Genomic DNA, 17704 nt, shown 5'->3' on the forward strand with positions numbered 1-17704 from the left:
GTGGCTTTTATTGAGTCATTTATAGACTTTAGAGTCCTTCCCTTTGCAAACGTTTCTCCCTTAAATTTTCCTTTCTGACAACATGGTAATAATGTAGTTGTCAGCAAATTTATTTTCATATCAACCTCGTTCATAAGCATTTACACATATTCATGTCTTGAATACGCTTTATAGTAATCTTACCTTTGTTATGTTCTCTGATCATTCTATCAGAGAAACAATCCTAAGCAGTTCTCTAATTATTTCACTTTTCTTCCTAAATCTTATGAAAACTTTTCACATCAAAACAAACGTATTTCAGGGAGCCTTTCTATTGGTTCTGTTTCTGCTCACCGCCTGTCAGAAAGACAATGAAATCAAACCTCAGACATCAGACGCAAGTTCAAGAATCAGTCCGGACATTATCCTCATTGATCAGGGGTATCTATCCAAAATTACGCTGGCCAGTGATAAGTCCATTACCTTTGCCTATCGCTCAGGAAGCACCAGGCCTAATTTATCGAAGGTAACAGATGGAGCCACTACACATACCTGGTCTTTCATATACAATAACACAACAGGTTTTTTGCAACAGGTTAAACGCGAAGACGGCGCTATCATCAACGTTTCTACCAATGCTGCCGGAAAGATCACAGGATGTAATTTTACAGTGAATGGAAGTTATGTATTTAGTAACTCTATTACCTATGATGCATCCAACCGAATCAGTACGCTAGGATGCGGTTATGCAGGTGGATATAACAATTATCAGTTTACCTATTTATCCAATGGCAATCTCGACAAAATGTCACTGGTTCAGACTGCAGGAGGAGGCCACTATACTATTCAGGCAACAGGGTATGACACCAAGTTGACACCCTGGTCGTCTGTCAATGGCAATATCGCACTCTGGTGGCTCATTACCATGAATTGGGGTTTGCAGAATTCACCAGCACAATGGCTCTCCTATAAGAATAATGTAACAGCCTATACATTTACCCCTTTGAATACAGCTAGCGCCTATAATGCTAAGATAACATATGGCTATGAAAATTACGGATATGCCAATCAGATGACTGCCGTAAACCTTGCTACAAATGCAACTGTTGCGGGACCCTACTCATTCACTTATTTCTACCAGTAAGTACTAGAAAATCACTAGTTAATACTGCTATAACATGCTATCAACAGGTTTATTCTGCCTTTGCATTTGGGCAAGAATAAACCTGTATTTTTTGTCGCAAACTACCCTTTAAAATGCCGTAAGAGCACCCCATGAAAGTGGCAGGGATTCGCTTACTTTGTATTAATCAAAAACAATACGGACATGAAAACAACCAAACGAATTTACTGGACAGCCACTGTAATTTTATTTTTACTGGAAGGGCTTATGCCTGCCCTAACGTCTCATACCCAACTGGCCATAGAAGGGATCCAGCATCTGGGCTATCCGGATTACTTCAGGGTGATGTTAACCGTATTTAAAGTAGCAGGAGCCTTGGCACTGGTGTTGCCGTTTGTGAAAGGTAATGTAAAAGAATGGGCGTATGCCGGATTTGGATTTACACTCATCAGTGCCTGTGTTAGTCACTGGGCAGTAGATGGCTTTACTGGACAAACTATATTTCCATTAGTAGTATTCGCTATCCTGGTAGTTTCCTATAAATCGTATCATAAACTTATGGCATTTGCTAAACAGGATGCGTCAACACAAGAGAAGGAATCCAGTACAGCCCAACCCAATGAATTGATAGTATCAGGTGCATCCCGCTAATCCTGTTGGTAAGATAATTATATAGCCTGATTCGAATTCTGTTCAAACACATCTAACAAAAGTTGAGACAGGTTTATCAGTTGGAAATAAAAAATGATCAGTATTCGGATCATTTTTGCTTTTGACCGGAATACTGATCACTTTCAAGAAATATTCGAATAATGGTCATTTTTTTATTTGACCTGAATTTAGTTCAAACTTGTGTTTGACTGGAGTTCCGGTCAGATCAGAGAAATATCAAAATACTGATCACTATTCAGGAATATCACTATTTCGATCAGTCTGAAAAACAATCGAAATAGTGATATTTTTTTATTTTAATCAGACACAGATAATACCTGTAAGAAATTCAGAACTATCCTTATTGGTGATTCGCTATCAGTTCTTTTGCCAGTTGTCCTAATGTCTTTAAAGCCTGTTCAGTTTGCTCACTAGTTACAGAGCCACAGCTTAATCGCAGAAAGTGTGAGTGTACCATGCCTGTCGAAAACAAATGTCCGGGAGTGAATCCAATCCCTTGCTGTAAGGCAACTTTATACAGTTCCATTGAAGAAACTTTCTCAGGGAGCTCTATCCATACCACATATCCTCCCTGCGGATGAGAGATACTGGTTCCTTCTGGAAAATACGCTTCTACAGCAGCTTGTACTTCTGTCATTTGTAGAAACAGTTTACTTCGCATTCGTTTCAGATGTCGCTCAAAACTACCGGCTTCCAGCAAACGGGCTATAACCAGTTGAGCCACTGTCGTAGCAGCAATATTGGTCATAAACTTAAGACGTTCAACAGACTGGCGAAAACGCCCCCCTGCCACCCAGCCTACCCGAAGTCCGGGAGCCAGCGTTTTGGAAAAAGAAGAACACACAATCACCCAGTCTTCTTTATCGTACATTTTCAGAGAGGTAGGCCGTGTGCCCTGAAAATACAGCTCACCATAAATATCATCTTCAATCAAAGGCACCTGATAACGGGTAGTCAGTGCCACCAGTTCTTTCTTGCTTGAATCAGGCATCAAAGAACCAGTAGGATTACTGAAGTTTGGAGTAACAATACAGGCTTTAACAGGATATTGTTTGTACACATCTTCCAGATAATTTAGATCAATACCCGTTTGGGCATGGGATGGGATTTCGATAACCTGCAACCGTAGCCCCTGTATAGCTTCCAGAAACCCATAATAACAAGGTGATTCAACGGCTACAATATCTCCCTGTTGTGTAGTAGCCCGTAAGGCAAGGTGAATCGCCTCCAGGCATCCGGATGTAATACAGATATCTCTGGCAGTAAGCATTCCACCCCACCCCATCGACCGTTTGGCAATTTCATTTCGCAGCCGATCATTCCCCTGAAGCTGTGTATAATTCATTACTTCATATTCATCTATACGAAGCACCTCCAGCATATTCCGTTTCAGAATCTTGCCAGGAATCAGATGATTACCCGGTATAGCCCGCGAAAAAGAAACCACTTCTCTGATAAACCGCTCCTGCATGATTGTCTCCAGCAAAGAGTCAATTACTACAGATTCCGGTTTCAGAGCTGGAATCACCTGAGAAGGTACTTGTTCTTTGGTACGTCTCTTACCACTGACATAATATCCGGACTTCTCCTGTGCCACAATTAATCCTCGATCTTCCAGATGGTGATAAGCTTCCAGTACTGTTGATATACTGATTCCCTGTTCTTCGTGTATGCTACGTACAGAAGGTAGCTTCTCCCCTGCTTTATACGTTCCATTTTCAATATGCTCTTCTATTCGCTGTGCAATCTGCAGATAAAGATAGTTAGCCATATGAATAAGTAAGATTATAATCTGTTATGGAAAAATATACAAAAACTGTATCTGTTCTGCTATAAAGATAAAGTAGAAATTTGTCAGAACGAATCGCAGTCTTGATTTCTCATTTATCCTATCCAATACAACACTATGAAAGTCACTATTGTAGCTTTTGACCAATGTACAGACATTGATGTATTTCTTCCCTGGGATTTGTTTAACCGGGTGCGCCTTATTCATCCTGACTGGAATATCCGGATTGTAGGAACTAAAGCGGTTCACACTTCTGCTACCGGATTACCTGTTACTGTACATGGTGATATCGAAGAATGTAACACAGCTGACATTGTCTTTTTCAGTAGTGGAGCAGGTACACGCTCTCTAATAAAAGACCCCACCTATCTGAACCGCTTTACACTCAATCCTGAAAAACAATTAATTGGCTCTATGTGCTCAGGTTCCTTGCTGTTGGCAGCCTTGGGATTACTGGATGGACTCACAGCTACTACCTATCCTTCTGTGCAACACATACTGGAATCAATGAGTATAACAGTAGTCGAAGAACCACTGGTAGTACATGGAAACATTGCGACTGCGGCAGGTTGTCTGGCCGCTCTGGATCTGGTTGGCTGGATGGTTGAAAAGGCTGTCGGCACAGAAACAAAAGACCGTGTACTAGCCTCTGTGCAACCTATTGGCAAACTAACCTGTATCTATTAATCGCTATTCGTTGAGTAATCCATGAACCCTACATTGCAAACAGATTTACAGTCGCTGGACACTATTTTACAAACTACACAGGCATATGCTCTGTCTTTTCTGAATGAAATAGAGACCATCGCACCTGGAAAATCATTTCCGGAACGCTTACCAGATACTATTCCAGAGAAAGGCGAAGGATTTACTACCGCGCTGCAAGAGTTTCATCACACATACCGTGATGGCATTACAGCAGCAGCAGGACCGCGATACTTTGGATTTGTCACAGGAGGCGCTACCCCCGCAGCTTTGGCAGGTGATTGGCTTACCAGTGCTTTCGATCAGAACTCTACCAACAGCAGTCAGAGCGCAGCGGCTCAGGTAGAGATTGAAACCATCCATATGCTCAGACAACTTTTTGGACTACCGGAAAGCTTCTTTGGAACCTTTGTGTCAGGAGCAACCATGTCCAATTTTGTTGGATTGGCATTGGGCAGACAATGGGTTGGAAAACAATCAGGGATCAATGTAGCACAGGAAGGAGTAGCAACATTACCCCAACTAAAAGTATTGAGTGCAGCTATTCATGCCAGTGCTGTGAAATCGCTGGCTATGCTAGGCATGGGACGCAATAGCCTCCTTACCATACCCACACAACCAGACAGAGAAGCCATTGATCTGCAAAAACTGGAAGAAGCGTTACAGTCTCTGCAAGGCACACCCTGCATTGTTGTAGCCAATGCCGGAACGGTAAACACCGTTGACTTCGACGATATTGCAGCCATTGTTCAGTTACGAAATCGCTATCCTTTCTGGTTACATGTAGATGCAGCATTCGGTGGATTTGTAGGCTGTACTCCTGTTTATAGCCACTTATTAAATGGATGGAAGGAAGCAGACTCTATCACCATAGATGCCCATAAGTGGCTCAATGTTCCTTATGATTCTGCCATGATTTTTACACGTCACAAATCGCTTCAACTGGAAGTCTTTCAGAATGCCAACGCCAAGTACCTTGGTGATCCGGAAGCTGATTTTAACTACATCAATTATACTCCTGAAAACTCCCGCCGATTTCGGGCATTGCCAGCCTGGTTTAGCCTAAAAGCCTATGGAAGAGATGGCTATCGGGATATTGTAGAAACAACTATCTCACTGGCTCAACAATTAGGTGATTTTATAGAAGAATCTGAAGCATTTACATTGCTTGCGCCTGTTCGTATCTGTGTGGTATGTTTCACTATAAACACTCCTCATACTGAGAACCTGCAAAAGCTGGTTAATCAGTTTCTGGAAAAGCTGGTTCAGCATGAAAAGGTAGTACTTACTCCAACAGTTTACAAAGGTATACCTGCTATGCGGGCCGCACTGGTTAACTGGCGTACCACACAAAAAGATCTGGAGATAACAAAATCCGAGTTGATGCAGGTAGTATCACAATTGTTGTTTACCTCAATACCAGCCTAAAGCAGAAGGCTCCAATATTTTTAACTACTGGAGCCTTCTGCTTTTCAATAAGCTGGTTTTGTTAGGGTTTCAATACCACTTTTACACAATTATCTTGCTTCTTATTAAAGATGTCATACATTTTGGGAGCTTCACTCAGCGAAACTTTATGTGTAATGATATCATCAAGCACTACCTTACCTTCTACAACCAATGAAATCAGTTGGTCGATATACCGATGAACCCAGGCTTGTCCGCCCATTAGTTTGATGCCTTTATCAAAAAACTGATGTAAAGGGAAGTTATCAAACGTAGTACCATATACACCAACCACAGTTACCACTCCTCCTCTCCGTACGGCATCCATACATTTTTCCAGTACTTTCATAGTCCCCTTTTCCACCTGGATCACATTCATTGCTTTTTCCAGTATGCTGCGTTCAGCTTCCAGCCCTACCGCATCAACACATACATCCGCACCATACCCTCCTGTCATAGAACGTATAGCATCTACCACATCCACCTCACTGGCATTTATGGTCTCTACCTTTGCAGCTTTTTTAGCCATCTCTAAGCGATAAGGCTGAATATCCACTCCGATTACTCTGCCTGCACCTTTTATCCAGGCCGACTTTTGTGCCATAATTCCAACAGGACCACACCCGAAGACCACTACTGTTTCTCCCCCTTTCAGTTCAGCCCAGTCTATAGCTGACCAGCCTGTCGGAAAAATGTCTGTCATAAATAAGATTTGCTCATCGGTAAGTCCTTCCGGCACTTTACGCGGGCCGACATTGGCATAGGGCACCCGCACATATTCGGCCTGTCCTCCATCATAGCCACCATACAAGTCTGTATATCCAAACAAAGCCCCACCTTTCCCTTTTAATAATCCTCCCTCCGGACCATAATGCTCAGGATTAGAATTCTCACAATGGGTAGGTAATTCCATAGAACAGAATTTACAGTGACCACAGGCAATCGGAAATGGAACAACTACTCTGTCTCCTTTTTTAAGTTTAGAAACCCCAGGTCCTACATCTTCTACGATACCCATAAATTCATGACCTAGTATCATATTGCGTGGCTGTGGAAACATACCATTATAGATATGCAGGTCTGAACCACAAATAGCGGTAGAGGTAACCCGGATAATAGCATCATCTGATGCTTTCACCTTTGGATCTTCGACTGTTTCAACGCGAACATCCTTGGGATTGTGAAATACAAGCGCTTTCATGAGATTGTAATTGGTTTTATAAAAAATGAAAAAATAAGATCAGCAAAACAACTACCTGATCTACAACTACATATATTTCACAATTTGCTAAAAAAACAATACCCTTATCCGAAAAGCAGAGTGTATTCTTATACATTTCTGCCCAAGAATCACTGTTATTTTCACCCTAAAAAAATATTTTAAAAAATTTTTATTCTGACATGGGGGTAACAGGGGATTACATCTGTCATAGTGATACCTGGCCGGTAATCAAACCATACAAAACCTAAATAAAGTAATCCGTAAGCCATGCCTGATTTCCATTTTTAGATTATTCTACACATTCAGCCTGAAGCAGGCTCATATGTTGTCAGATTTTATTCCTGTGGTCTGTCCGGTTATGCAGACAAGCGCATTCTTGTACTTCTAAACACCTTATTTCTTATCTAAAACCTTTTTTCACAGAAAACACTGTGGGCTGGAAAAACTATGCCTTTAAAACCTATGAAACAGCACATTTTTATTTTTCTTATCTGCCTTGGCACTACTCTATCTGGCTGGGCACAAACTAGAGTTACTATTAGCGGATACATGCGTGACGGTGCCAATGGAGAAGGCCTCATTGGCGCTACAGTTCAGATCAAAGGACAAACTACCGGCACTGTAACCAACGAATATGGATTTTATTCTCTTACAATCCCTCAGGGAAACTACACCCTGGTATATCAATACATTGGATATCTGAGTCAGGAAAAAGCTGTCACCCTGCAGGCAAATCAGAAAATAGATATTCAGCTATCAGCAGACCAGGTACAGATACAAGAGGTAGTTGTTACTGAAACACGTCCGGATAACAACGTTCGCAGTATGGATATGGGTGTCAGCAAACTGGAAATGAAAGCTATCCGGTCAATGCCTGCTCTGTTAGGTGAAGTGGATGTAGTTCGCAGTATTCAGTTATTACCTGGTGTTAGTACGGTTGGGGAAGGGGCTTCAGGATTCAATGTTCGTGGTGGTGGAGTAGACCAGAATCTGATCCTGCTGGATGAAGCTCCTGTCTATAACTCTTCACATCTTATGGGCTTCTTTTCTGTATTTAATCCAGATGCGGTAAAAGATGTAAAACTGATCAAAGGAGGTATACCTGCTCAATATGGAGGACGTCTCTCTTCTCTGCTGGATGTACGGATGAAAGAAGGCAACAACAAAAAGTTTGGTCTTTCTGGGGGAATTGGTACTATTTCCAGCCGCCTCACAGTAGAAGGCCCTATTCAGAAAGACAAAAGTTCATTTATTATCTCAGGTCGCCGATCCTATGCAGACATGTTTCTGAAATTATCTTCTGATGAGGATCTCAAAAACAACCAGCTTTATTTTTATGATCTGAGTGCCAAGGTAAACTTTACACTTAGTCCCAAAGATCGTCTGTTTGTATCAGGGTATTTTGGCAAAGACGCTTTTAAATTTGAAGATGCCAGTGGCAATTCAGGAGGATTCAAAATGAACTGGGGAAATAAAACAGGTACAGTACGCTGGAATCACCTGTTTAGTGACCGGATGTTTGCCAACTTTACAGCTGTATACAGCGACTACGACTATCAGCTGGGTGTTCTTAGTGGATCACAAGCTTTTGAATGGACATCTCATATCTATAATTATAGCGGCAAAGCGGATTTTTCGTACTATCTCAATGCCCGTAATACCATTACATTTGGTATAAGTGCTATCCGCTATCAGTTTGAACCTGGTAAGGCGATTCCAAAAAGTGAAGAATCTATCTTTAACCCATTGGAACTGGCACATCAGAACTCCATTGAATATGCAGCTTATATTGATAATGAACAACAGCTCACTCCTCAGTTGTCAGTGCAATACGGACTTCGGTTCTCTGCTTATAACTACCTGGGAGCTATGACTGTATATGATTATGTAGGCGAAAACAACGAAAAGAAAGTTCCGGTAAACCAGCGAACCTATGGCAAAGGTGAATCTATTAGCTTCTATACGAATCCAGAGCCTCGTTTTTCTTTGCGATATAATCTGAACGAACGTAGTTCCATTAAGGCTAGCTATAATCGTATGGCACAGTATGTACACCTGATCTCCAACACCACAGCAGCTTCACCACTGGATGTATGGTCCCCTACCACCAACAACATCAAACCGGAACTGGCAGACCAGATAGCCGTAGGGTATTTCCGCAATTTCAAAAACAATATGTTTGAGACTTCAGCAGAGGTATTTTACAAAACCATGAAAAACCAGATCGACTATCGTGATGGAGCTGAAGTATTGCTGAATCAGGAACTGGAAGGTGATTTATTATATGGAGATGGCCGTGCGTATGGACTTGAGTTATATGTTAAGAAAAACTCAGGCAAGCTAACAGGCTGGGTAAGCTACACGTTATCCCGTTCAGAACGTAAGATTGACGGTCTGAATATGAACAAAGAAGGAGAAGCTCAATGGTATGCAGCCAAATACGACAGAACACATATTCTCTCTGCAGTAGGCATTTATACATTGAACAAAAAGTGGAGCTTTTCCAGCAACTTCTCCTACACAACAGGTGTAGCAACCACCTTCCCTAATGCCCGATACGAGGTAGAAGATGGCACACTGGTAGTACCTCATAATACAGAGGGCACACGCAATAATTACCGTGTTCCGGCCTATCATCGTCTGGATTTATCAGCAACCTTAACACCTACCAAGAATGAACATCACCGCTGGAAGAGTGAATGGGTATTCTCGATCTACAATGTATACGCCAAACGGAATCCATTTACTGTGTATTTCCGCCAAAACGACGAAAACAATGCTTCGAAGATACAAACAGAAGCTGTCCGCCTGTCAATCTTCGGTTCTATCCTACCTTCTGTTACCTATAACTTTAAATTCTAATTCCATACATTATTTAATCTGAATTCCCTATGAAACGATATATTTTGCCCGTACTGATTTTGTTGTCTGTAATGCTAACCAGTTGTGAAGATGTTATTGATGTAGATCTGAAACAAGGAGAAACCCTTTTAGTTGTAGATGGCTGGGTAACCAATCAACCAGGTCCCTATAAAGTTCGTCTCACATCAACAGCACCCTATTTTACCAATCAGGAAACTCCCAAAGTAACCGGAGCCACATTGATTATCAGCGATAGTGAAGGTGTAACAGATACATTAAAAGAATCTGAACCAGGTATTTACCTGACTCAGCATTTGCAGGGAAAAGTAGGCAATACCTATACACTCAAAATACTTTCCAATGGAGAGGAATATATGGCTCAGACAGAGATAAAACGTGTGCCCCCTATTGATTCCTTAACAGTGAAATACCATGAGGAGTCAGCCTTTTATGAAGAAAGCGGATATTATATCTATTACAATGGACCGGAGCCTGTCGGTATTGGAGACTTTTACAGATTTAAAATTTATCAGAATGATACGTTATTAAGTGGTCCGGGCGACCTCACCTTTGCAGAAGATAAACTGGTAGATGGCAATTACATCGGTGACCTTCAAATGAATGATGATAAAGCATTTCGGAAGGGTGACACTATACGCGGAGAAAACTGGGCTATTACAGAAGACAATTATCGCTACTATGTGGAGCTTTCTGCTCAAATCAATAACGGAGGACTATTTTCCAATCCGCCAGCTAACGTACGCACTAATATTCATAACAACAATAGCAAAGGGAAAAAAGCAGTTGGTTGGTTTGGAGGTGCAGGTGTATCCAGCAAAGAAATTGTCATTCAATAAGTGCTGCTGATTATTTTTTAACTGCATATTTAGTATTTACACTAACAGCAAGCTAATCAGCCACATAATATCTTATTACTTAATGGTTCATGTACATAGTTGTATATGAACCATTATTTTTATCACACAACTGTTTATTATCATCCAGTTCACAAATTTTCATAAACACTACACCAGGTCATTCTAAAAGCAGCGGATATTTATTTTTTACAAAAACCACATAAGATAAATACAATTCCCCTGTAATCTCTAAAAATGCACAATAAGTGACTCATCCCATAAAGAATACAATACTTCGCAAAAGTGTATTCAGGATATTTTTATCAAAAGCTATCAGATCTCTGCTTTTTAGCGAATTATAGGCTCTCATGCCCTGAAAAAGTACTTACATCTATTTTCACCTACACATATCTTTACGAAACCCTTAACAATAGAATTAAAACATTAACAATCAGCATATTACACAAAAAACAGACTGATACATATTTTTTATCAACTGTTAAGACCGTGACAAATAGAAGCGATTTTTGACAAATTCCAGACATTTCTTACATCAATTTGTAGAACTTTTATCTTCTAATTTATTTTTTTCCAGCAGCTTGAGCGATCTGTATTATATCCTACTTACACATTTTTTTTATTTTTCCTTTCTAAAAGAAATTATTAGAAAACGACCAATAGCATATTGGATAAATACAAAACCTCACTAAACAAATTTGACATTACCTTGAAAAAGATTGTACATTTTCAGGACATAGGAGTATGCATACATACCAACTATAACTTTCTTTTTTTGAGATGTCTTTCTGACACAAATCCACAATTGCACTATTCTCAGTTAGAGGTAGCATATTTTTGACACCTGTCTACTACTTTTTTGAATTTTATTACGAAAGCCCCTTCCTGACTCCATTGCACTTTTTTTATGCCAAAGCTGCAGTACCTTTGTATCGTTGGTTCTGACAAGAGCCACACATTCAAAAGCAAATCAAAAAAATTATTATATAAAAAATCATTCATTTTATAACTATCGAAAAACTATGAAAACGTCAATTCTAACTTTCGCTCTTGGTCTGGTTCTTAGTGCTAATGTGTTTGCTGCTGATGATCTGGAAAGCGCTTCAACTGCGTCAATCAATACAACTAACCGTGTATCTGTTTATAACTTAGTATATGCTTCAGCAAAAACAGGTCTGGTAACTGTAAGCATCAAAAATCAGGATGGACAAGTAGTATTACAGGAACAAATCTTCAACGATAAAAAAGGATTTATTCGCCCATATAACTTCTCTACCATGCCTGAAGGAAGTTATACATTAGAAGTAAAAGATGCGGCTGGTAAATCTGAACTTTCTCTTGCTTATAGCAATGTAGCAGTAAATGCAGTACGTAAAGCTGAAATCAAAGCATTGGAGAGCAATAAATATCAATTACGTCTGGTAGGTAACACAGCGGATGCAGTAGAAGTATCTATCTATGATCAGTTTGGTTCAACTATCCACAGCGAATCGTTATCTCAAAAAGGTAGCTTCACTCGTATCTATGACCTAAGCAAACTGAAAAATGCTAAAGGTGCTATCGAAGTGAGAGCAAATGGTAAAGTAGTAAACCGTGTAGAATTATAATAAGTAGCGTAGCTGCAAAAAATATAAATCTGATCCTTCAACAGCAAGCCCTGGTATTATAACCAGGGCTTTTTGTTTTTAATACCTTCCCTTCTCAACCTCCTGATTAAAGTTATTCTCTCTATCCCACCAATCCTTCTCCACGGCTATATGAGAAAATCATCTACACTACTCAATAATTTGAAAAGTTATGAGCCAATTACGAAAATAATCTGAGCTTTTTACGAAAGCGAAAGTCACTCACCCATGCTACTTTTGTAAAGTGTTTGGGAAGCCGGCTCTCAGATTATTTTCAATAATAAAGCCCAAAACAATGAAGACTATTTTTATTACAGGAGCTTCCAGTGGACTTGGAAAGGCTGCTGCCAGATTATTTGCATCCAAAGGTTGGAAGGTAATTGCAACGATGCGTACCCCAGAAAAAGAAGCAGATCTGAATCAACTATCCAATGTCACACTTTTGCCAATGGATGTGACAGACCACAAACAGATCAATGCAACAGTAGCCAAGGCCATATCACTTGGAAAAATAGATGTAGTGTTTAACAATGCAGGTTATGGTCTTATGGGTCCTTTGGAAGGAACATCAGAGGAACAGATTCATCGCCAACTGGATACAAATCTTATAGGAGTAATCCTGGTCACACAAGCTTTTATACCTCATTTTCGGGAGAATAGAGATGGCCTGTTTCTGACTACCACTTCTATTGGAGGTCAGATAACGGTTCCCTTCTCTACTTTATACCATGCAACAAAATGGGCATTGGAAGGATTTAATGAGAGCCTTGCGTTTGAATTACAGGAATTTAACATTCGTGTAAAAACGATTGCTCCAGGTGGAATTGCCACTGATTTTGCCGGACGATCCATGAATCTAAGTACACATGAAGCATATCAGGAAACGTTCGACAAAATGCTGAAGGTTCTATCCGGATCTTCTATATTTGAATTCTCAACTGCTGAGAAAATTGCAGAGGTTGCCTATGAAGCAGCTACTGATGGCAAAGATATAGTAAGATACCTCGCAGGCCCGGATGCACATACATTATCTATGCAAAGAGCACAACAAGGTCCGGAAGTTTTTCGAAAAGAAATCGCCAAAGCATTGTTGAGTTAATAGAACACTACTCTTGCAGCAATGGGAGAACAAACCAAAGATCTGGGTGGAATTATTTATTCCACCTATACAGATGCTAACCGATCCGGAGAGCAATTTATCCATGAACACCATTTAGCCTATATTATCTCTGGAAGTCTGTCCATCATTGATGGTGGTCGAACTGATACATTCAATGCAGGTGATATAGTATTGCTGCGAAAAAATAATCTTGGAAAGTTTATTAAGCAGCCTGCAAAAGACGGGCATTTTATTGCTATTACCATTCTTCTCGACAATGAAACTTTAGTAAATGCCAGTAAAGGGCAACAGCTTGCCGAAGAAGTATATGCTTCTTCGCAAGCTGTTTTATCTATAGGCCCGGATGTATTGCTAACAAATTATTTTCACTCGCTGCTTCCTTACTTTGAAGAAGTATTGACAGAAGATCTGATACACTATAAAAAGCAGGAAGCGATTTTATTACTGCTAAGATGTAATCCTTCCTTAAAAAATATTCTCTTTGACTTTGGCGTTCCAGGAAAAATAGACCTGGAAGAATTTATGAATCGTAATTTCCGATATAATGTCTCTCTCGACAAGTTTGCGTATCTGACAGGAAGAAGTCTGGCATCTTTCAAACGAGACTTTGAAAAGATATTTAATACCTCTCCTAATCGCTGGATACAACAACGCAGGCTCAAGGAAGCTCATTATCTTATTAGAGAAAAGAAGCTAAAACCATCAGATGTATACCTGGAGGTAGGCTTTGAAAGCCTGTCACATTTCTCGTATTCTTTCAAGCAGTTTTTCGGAAAGAACCCTTCCTCTCTGTGATAAGTAACTAATACACTTATGATATCTCAGACATTTTTATTTATCAGGCAATTACAGCATCTTCGTTATGCAGCCATGCTTTTTTAGCTAATAACTCATCTTCTGTTTCCTGATAGTCAGGGTCTTCAACACAGCAATCTACCGGACAAACAGCTGCACATTGAGGTTCTTCATGAAATCCTTTGCACTCTGTACATTTTCCGGGTACGATATAATAGAAGTCATTGGAAACAGGTTCCTGAGGATCGCGTCCTCCCAGTTTGGAGCCGTCTTCCAATTCGATAAACTGTAACTGCGTTCCTTCGCCCCAGGTCCACTCCGCACCTCCTTCGTAGATAGCAGTATTTGGGCATTCCGGTTCACATGCCCCACAGTTAATGCAATCGTCGGTTATGATAATAGCCATATTTCTTTTCTTCCAGGTTTTCTTTTACAAGTTTACACGTCATCTCTATCAATTACTAATCAGAAAAAATTATAGGCTATTACTTAAAGTTATAATGACTCATGCAAAAACGTTTAAACAACAGTACCAGTTTATTGGTCTGGCCATGCAATTGAATAAATTGAAATGTACGGTAAATATCAAGGCTTTTTATATCAAGAATACTAAGTTGGTTTTGATGTAGTTCGGAAGTAATCGAATGAATAGAGAGAAAGGCAGCACAGTTAGAATGCATCAGGTATTGTTTAATGCTTTCAGTATTTTCCAGCTGAATTTCAATGTTCAGTTCTTTTGGGTGTATGTTGATCTGAGCAAGAGCCTGATATACAACATCCAATGTACCTGAACCATGTTCCCGTAATACCAGAGGGATGGTGTGCAGTTGTTCAGCCTTCGTCTCCGCTTTAGCAGCTAATTTGTTGTTGGTTCGGGTCACCAGCACTATCTCATCTTTTACAAACGGTTCATACATAATTTGCGGATGGTGTGAGATACCTTCCACCAGTGCCACATCTATCTTTTCATGTATAATCTGCTGTTCAATCTGTTCGCTGTTGCCTGTAAAGAAGCTGATCTGGACAGAAGGATGCGTGGATTTAAACAGAGCAAGAATTTTAGGAAGTACATATTGAGCTAGAGTAGTACTGGCGCCAATCCGGATATTTCCACTTGTTTCAGCACTGAACTCAGCCAATTCATTTTCCAGAGCAGCGTACATTTGAAAAATCTGTTCAGCATATCGCACCAATACCTGTCCGGGCAGGGTTAATGAGATACTATTCCCATGCCTTTTAAAGAGAGCTACTCCCAGTTGATGCTCCAGTTCATTGATATGTTTCGTTACAGCTGGCTGTGTAATAAATAATTCATTGGCGGCTTTCGTAAAGCTCAGCTTCTGGGAAACTGTATAAAATACCTTTAATCTAAAATCAAAGATCATGTATGTGAATTGTAATCTATAGGGATGTAGAAACCATTGATTTACAAATCAACCCACAACTAGTTGATAATTCAACTCTTATAGCAGATTATATTCATTCATTCTGCTGAATGTTTCCAAATTCTTTGAATGCATCAGGTCCTTTTTTCTTTTCCAACACAGCATTCATATCTTTCAATACCAGATCCAGTTCTTTAGTTGTTCCGATTAGTTTCTCTATATACATTCGTTCTTCTTCCGGCTCGGAAAATCGTAAGACCTCCCCTAAACCAAGAATACGTGCTACAGGCGTTCGGAGGTTATGTGCTGTCATAAATGCCAGCTCTTCCAGATGATGGTTATATTCAAGCAATTTGTGTGTTCGCTTTCTGACCTCTTCTTCCAGTGTCTGGTTTTGTGTGCGGATTTCTTCATTCTGAAGGGCAATGATATCATGTGCCTGGTATAAGTCCTGATTTTGGATAGTCAATATATCCCGTTGAGCCTCTATCTCTTCTCTGCTCTGAAACAGTTCCTCGTTCTGCGCTTCTATCTCCTCCTGTTGCTGTTGCAGCATAGTATTTCGTTCTTGAAGCTCTCTCTTCTGATGTAGCAGCAATTTATTGAATCGGACCTTCTGCATAATGCGTAATCCAAGAATGGTAGTAGCCGCCACCAAAATTATGACAATTCCCAATCCGATGTATAACTGATCTTTTTTCTGGGTCAGAATCTGTAGTGTTGTGATTGCACTTCGATGTTTCTGCAGATCAAATGCCGACTGGATCTTTATTGCTTCTATTTCTTGGGTATGGTGGGCTAGCGAATCATTAATCTGAGTGAAAAGTTTCAGATAGTAGTGTGCTTTCTGAAAAGCTTTTTCCTGTTCATAAAACTCTGATAATAATAAATATATTTTCTTCTTCGAAGTTGTTCCATGCCCTTTTAGTGCCAGCTCCAATCCTTTTTGGAGATAATAAAGGCCCATAGATCTTTGGTTTTTATGCAGATATATTTCTGCAATAGAGCGAGCAGTGGAAGCTGCTGAGGCAAGTTCATTGTAGTGGATACTGCTGTTCAAATCATATACCAGATACGCCATCGCTTCATCATACTTTCCAGTCAGAACCAGCACCTGGCCGATATTACCCATAGTTAGTCCAATCCAGACAGAATCTTTATAGGTAGTTGCCAGTGCAAGTGCCTTTTTATAATAGTCAATAGACCTTTGATACTGTTTACCTTCCTCATAGACCATGCCTATTGAATTATAATCATTAATCAGCTCCCGCTTTGTCAGAGAGTCTTTACCCAGATGTATCGCCTGTAAAAAATAAGGAACACTATTTCCTTCTTTGGCATGATAGCTGATTAATCCCAGTTTTGATTGCATTAATGCAGCTAATCGGATATACCCCCACTTATAATACAGCTGATAGGCTTGTTTCAAATAGTCTATGGACTCAGAATATTTATAAATGTCACTATATAAGTCACCAAGATCCTTTAAGGTTTCTGGCTCTTCATAGTTTAGTTGCTGTTCCTGTGTATAGAGAAGAGTCTGTTGCAGTACACTATCTGCACTATGATATTTCTTTTTTGCCTTAAATAATCTGCTTATGGTACGTCCAAAATAGTAAGGAATCCGAACATCACTCAAATTCTCTGTATTTGCCTTCAACTCAGCTACCAAAGCCAAAGCACTATCCAGAGGCAACTCCTTTAGCCGAATATCCACTGAAAAGAAAAAGTCACTATACTCTCTGGGTTCCAGCACTAAAAGTTCTTTTGACAAACTATCAGAAGAAACAGATATAGCCTTACTTTCAACCCCCAAAAAGAATACAATCAAAATGAAACCAAATACCCTCATATTCTACCAAAACTGGAGGATTGAATAATCTTAAAAATATGATCAGAAAACTTTTAGAATCTATAGCTATATAAATAGGCATAAAAAGTTATCCTATCCTGAATAAAGGAAAGATATATCCACAAACAAGCTACATTATTTATAGTATCAAGACTGACAGATTTACTTATAGAGAAATGATTGTCAGAGCATTTTTCAATTCTACAATAATGGCAAGCAAAATGCGGATTCCCATCTTAAAAAGAGAGATTATC

Annotated in this window: 14 protein-coding genes; 9 read left to right on the forward strand and 5 right to left on the reverse strand. The window is 39.9% G+C overall.

The genetic code is table 11. The features are described 5' to 3' along the window. The first annotated feature begins 265 nt into the window (after nt 1-265). Both QNI15_RS32455 and QNI15_RS32460 read left to right on the forward strand, forming a co-directional pair. Nucleotides 266-1123, forward strand: coding sequence for a hypothetical protein (locus tag QNI15_RS32455; protein ID WP_314035946.1), 858 nt, complete (start codon nt 266-268; stop codon nt 1121-1123). Between the two features lie 183 nt (nt 1124-1306). Continuing rightward, complete coding sequence (locus QNI15_RS32460; protein WP_314035947.1) at nt 1307-1753, forward strand: DoxX family protein; 447 nt, start codon at nt 1307-1309, stop codon at nt 1751-1753. A gap of 361 nt (nt 1754-2114) precedes the next feature. On the opposite strand, the gene QNI15_RS32465 is transcribed toward QNI15_RS32460, so the two are convergent. Then, nucleotides 2115-3545, reverse strand: coding sequence for an aminotransferase-like domain-containing protein (locus tag QNI15_RS32465; protein ID WP_314035948.1), 1431 nt, complete (start codon nt 3543-3545; stop codon nt 2115-2117). 135 nt (nt 3546-3680) lie between these two features. On the opposite strand from QNI15_RS32465, the gene QNI15_RS32470 reads away from it, so the two are divergent. Continuing rightward, nucleotides 3681-4250, forward strand: coding sequence for a DJ-1/PfpI family protein (locus QNI15_RS32470; RefSeq protein ID WP_314035949.1), 570 nt, complete (start codon nt 3681-3683; stop codon nt 4248-4250). Nucleotides 4251-4271: 21 nt separating this feature from the next. Then, nucleotides 4272-5696, forward strand: coding sequence for a pyridoxal phosphate-dependent decarboxylase family protein (locus QNI15_RS32475; RefSeq protein ID WP_314035950.1), 1425 nt, complete (start codon nt 4272-4274; stop codon nt 5694-5696). Nucleotides 5697-5757: 61 nt separating this feature from the next. Here QNI15_RS32475 and QNI15_RS32480 read toward each other — a convergent pair whose 3' ends face one another. Beyond that, entirely contained in the window at nt 5758-6915 is a 1158-nt protein-coding gene (locus tag QNI15_RS32480) for a zinc-dependent alcohol dehydrogenase (RefSeq protein ID WP_314003930.1), read from the reverse strand. A gap of 483 nt (nt 6916-7398) precedes the next feature. Between QNI15_RS32480 and QNI15_RS32485 the strand changes: the two genes are divergently transcribed. From QNI15_RS32485 to QNI15_RS32505, 5 genes are all read left to right on the forward strand, one after another. After that, complete coding sequence (locus QNI15_RS32485) at nt 7399-9798, forward strand: TonB-dependent receptor (protein ID WP_314035951.1); 2400 nt, start codon at nt 7399-7401, stop codon at nt 9796-9798. Nucleotides 9799-9827: 29 nt separating this feature from the next. Continuing rightward, complete coding sequence (locus QNI15_RS32490) at nt 9828-10655, forward strand: DUF4249 domain-containing protein (protein ID WP_314035953.1); 828 nt, start codon at nt 9828-9830, stop codon at nt 10653-10655. 1040 nt (nt 10656-11695) lie between these two features. Next, the gene (locus QNI15_RS32495; RefSeq protein WP_313987131.1) at nt 11696-12280 is read left to right on the forward strand and encodes a hypothetical protein; all 585 of its coding nucleotides are present in this window, start codon (nt 11696-11698) and stop codon (nt 12278-12280) included. A gap of 313 nt (nt 12281-12593) precedes the next feature. Beyond that, a complete protein-coding gene (locus QNI15_RS32500; protein ID WP_313987132.1) occupies nt 12594-13397 on the forward strand; it encodes an SDR family oxidoreductase in 804 nt (267 codons plus the stop codon). 21 nt (nt 13398-13418) lie between these two features. Further along, entirely contained in the window at nt 13419-14213 is a 795-nt protein-coding gene (locus tag QNI15_RS32505) for an AraC family transcriptional regulator (RefSeq protein ID WP_313987133.1), read from the forward strand. Nucleotides 14214-14256: 43 nt separating this feature from the next. Here QNI15_RS32505 and QNI15_RS32510 read toward each other — a convergent pair whose 3' ends face one another. The 3 genes from QNI15_RS32510 to QNI15_RS32520 all read right to left on the reverse strand — a co-directional run bounded on the left by QNI15_RS32510 (nt 14257) and on the right by QNI15_RS32520 (nt 17372). Further along, nucleotides 14257-14619: a 4Fe-4S dicluster domain-containing protein gene (locus tag QNI15_RS32510; protein ID WP_314035955.1), complete on the reverse strand. Its 363-nt coding sequence runs from the start codon at nt 14617-14619 to the stop codon at nt 14257-14259. Nucleotides 14620-14698: 79 nt separating this feature from the next. Continuing rightward, the gene (locus tag QNI15_RS32515; protein WP_314035957.1) at nt 14699-15598 is read right to left on the reverse strand and encodes a LysR substrate-binding domain-containing protein; all 900 of its coding nucleotides are present in this window, start codon (nt 15596-15598) and stop codon (nt 14699-14701) included. Between the two features lie 94 nt (nt 15599-15692). After that, nucleotides 15693-17372: a tetratricopeptide repeat protein gene (locus QNI15_RS32520; protein WP_314003944.1), complete on the reverse strand. Its 1680-nt coding sequence runs from the start codon at nt 17370-17372 to the stop codon at nt 15693-15695. Nucleotides 17373-17704 lie beyond the last annotated feature (332 nt).

The organism is Xanthocytophaga flava (assembly GCF_030068545.1).
GTDB lineage: Bacteria > Bacteroidota > Bacteroidia > Cytophagales > 172606-1 > Xanthocytophaga > Xanthocytophaga flava.

Excerpts from the sequence above, each read along its gene's own strand:
- QNI15_RS32455 (WP_314035946.1), top strand. The coding sequence starts at position 266 with ATGAAAACTTTTCACATCAAAACAAACGTATTTCAGGGAGCCTTTCTA.
- QNI15_RS32460 (WP_314035947.1), top strand. The coding sequence starts at position 1,307 with ATGAAAACAACCAAACGAATTTACTGGACAGCCACTGTAATTTTATTT.
- QNI15_RS32465 (WP_314035948.1), bottom strand. The coding sequence starts at position 3,545 with ATGGCTAACTATCTTTATCTGCAGATTGCACAGCGAATAGAAGAGCAT.
- QNI15_RS32470 (WP_314035949.1), top strand. The coding sequence starts at position 3,681 with ATGAAAGTCACTATTGTAGCTTTTGACCAATGTACAGACATTGATGTA.
- QNI15_RS32475 (WP_314035950.1), top strand. The coding sequence starts at position 4,272 with ATGAACCCTACATTGCAAACAGATTTACAGTCGCTGGACACTATTTTA.
- QNI15_RS32480 (WP_314003930.1), bottom strand. The coding sequence starts at position 6,915 with ATGAAAGCGCTTGTATTTCACAATCCCAAGGATGTTCGCGTTGAAACA.
- QNI15_RS32485 (WP_314035951.1), top strand. The coding sequence starts at position 7,399 with ATGAAACAGCACATTTTTATTTTTCTTATCTGCCTTGGCACTACTCTA.
- QNI15_RS32490 (WP_314035953.1), top strand. The coding sequence starts at position 9,828 with ATGAAACGATATATTTTGCCCGTACTGATTTTGTTGTCTGTAATGCTA.
- QNI15_RS32495 (WP_313987131.1), top strand. The coding sequence starts at position 11,696 with ATGAAAACGTCAATTCTAACTTTCGCTCTTGGTCTGGTTCTTAGTGCT.
- QNI15_RS32500 (WP_313987132.1), top strand. The coding sequence starts at position 12,594 with ATGAAGACTATTTTTATTACAGGAGCTTCCAGTGGACTTGGAAAGGCT.
- QNI15_RS32505 (WP_313987133.1), top strand. The coding sequence starts at position 13,419 with ATGGGAGAACAAACCAAAGATCTGGGTGGAATTATTTATTCCACCTAT.
- QNI15_RS32510 (WP_314035955.1), bottom strand. The coding sequence starts at position 14,619 with ATGGCTATTATCATAACCGACGATTGCATTAACTGTGGGGCATGTGAA.
- QNI15_RS32515 (WP_314035957.1), bottom strand. The coding sequence starts at position 15,598 with ATGATCTTTGATTTTAGATTAAAGGTATTTTATACAGTTTCCCAGAAG.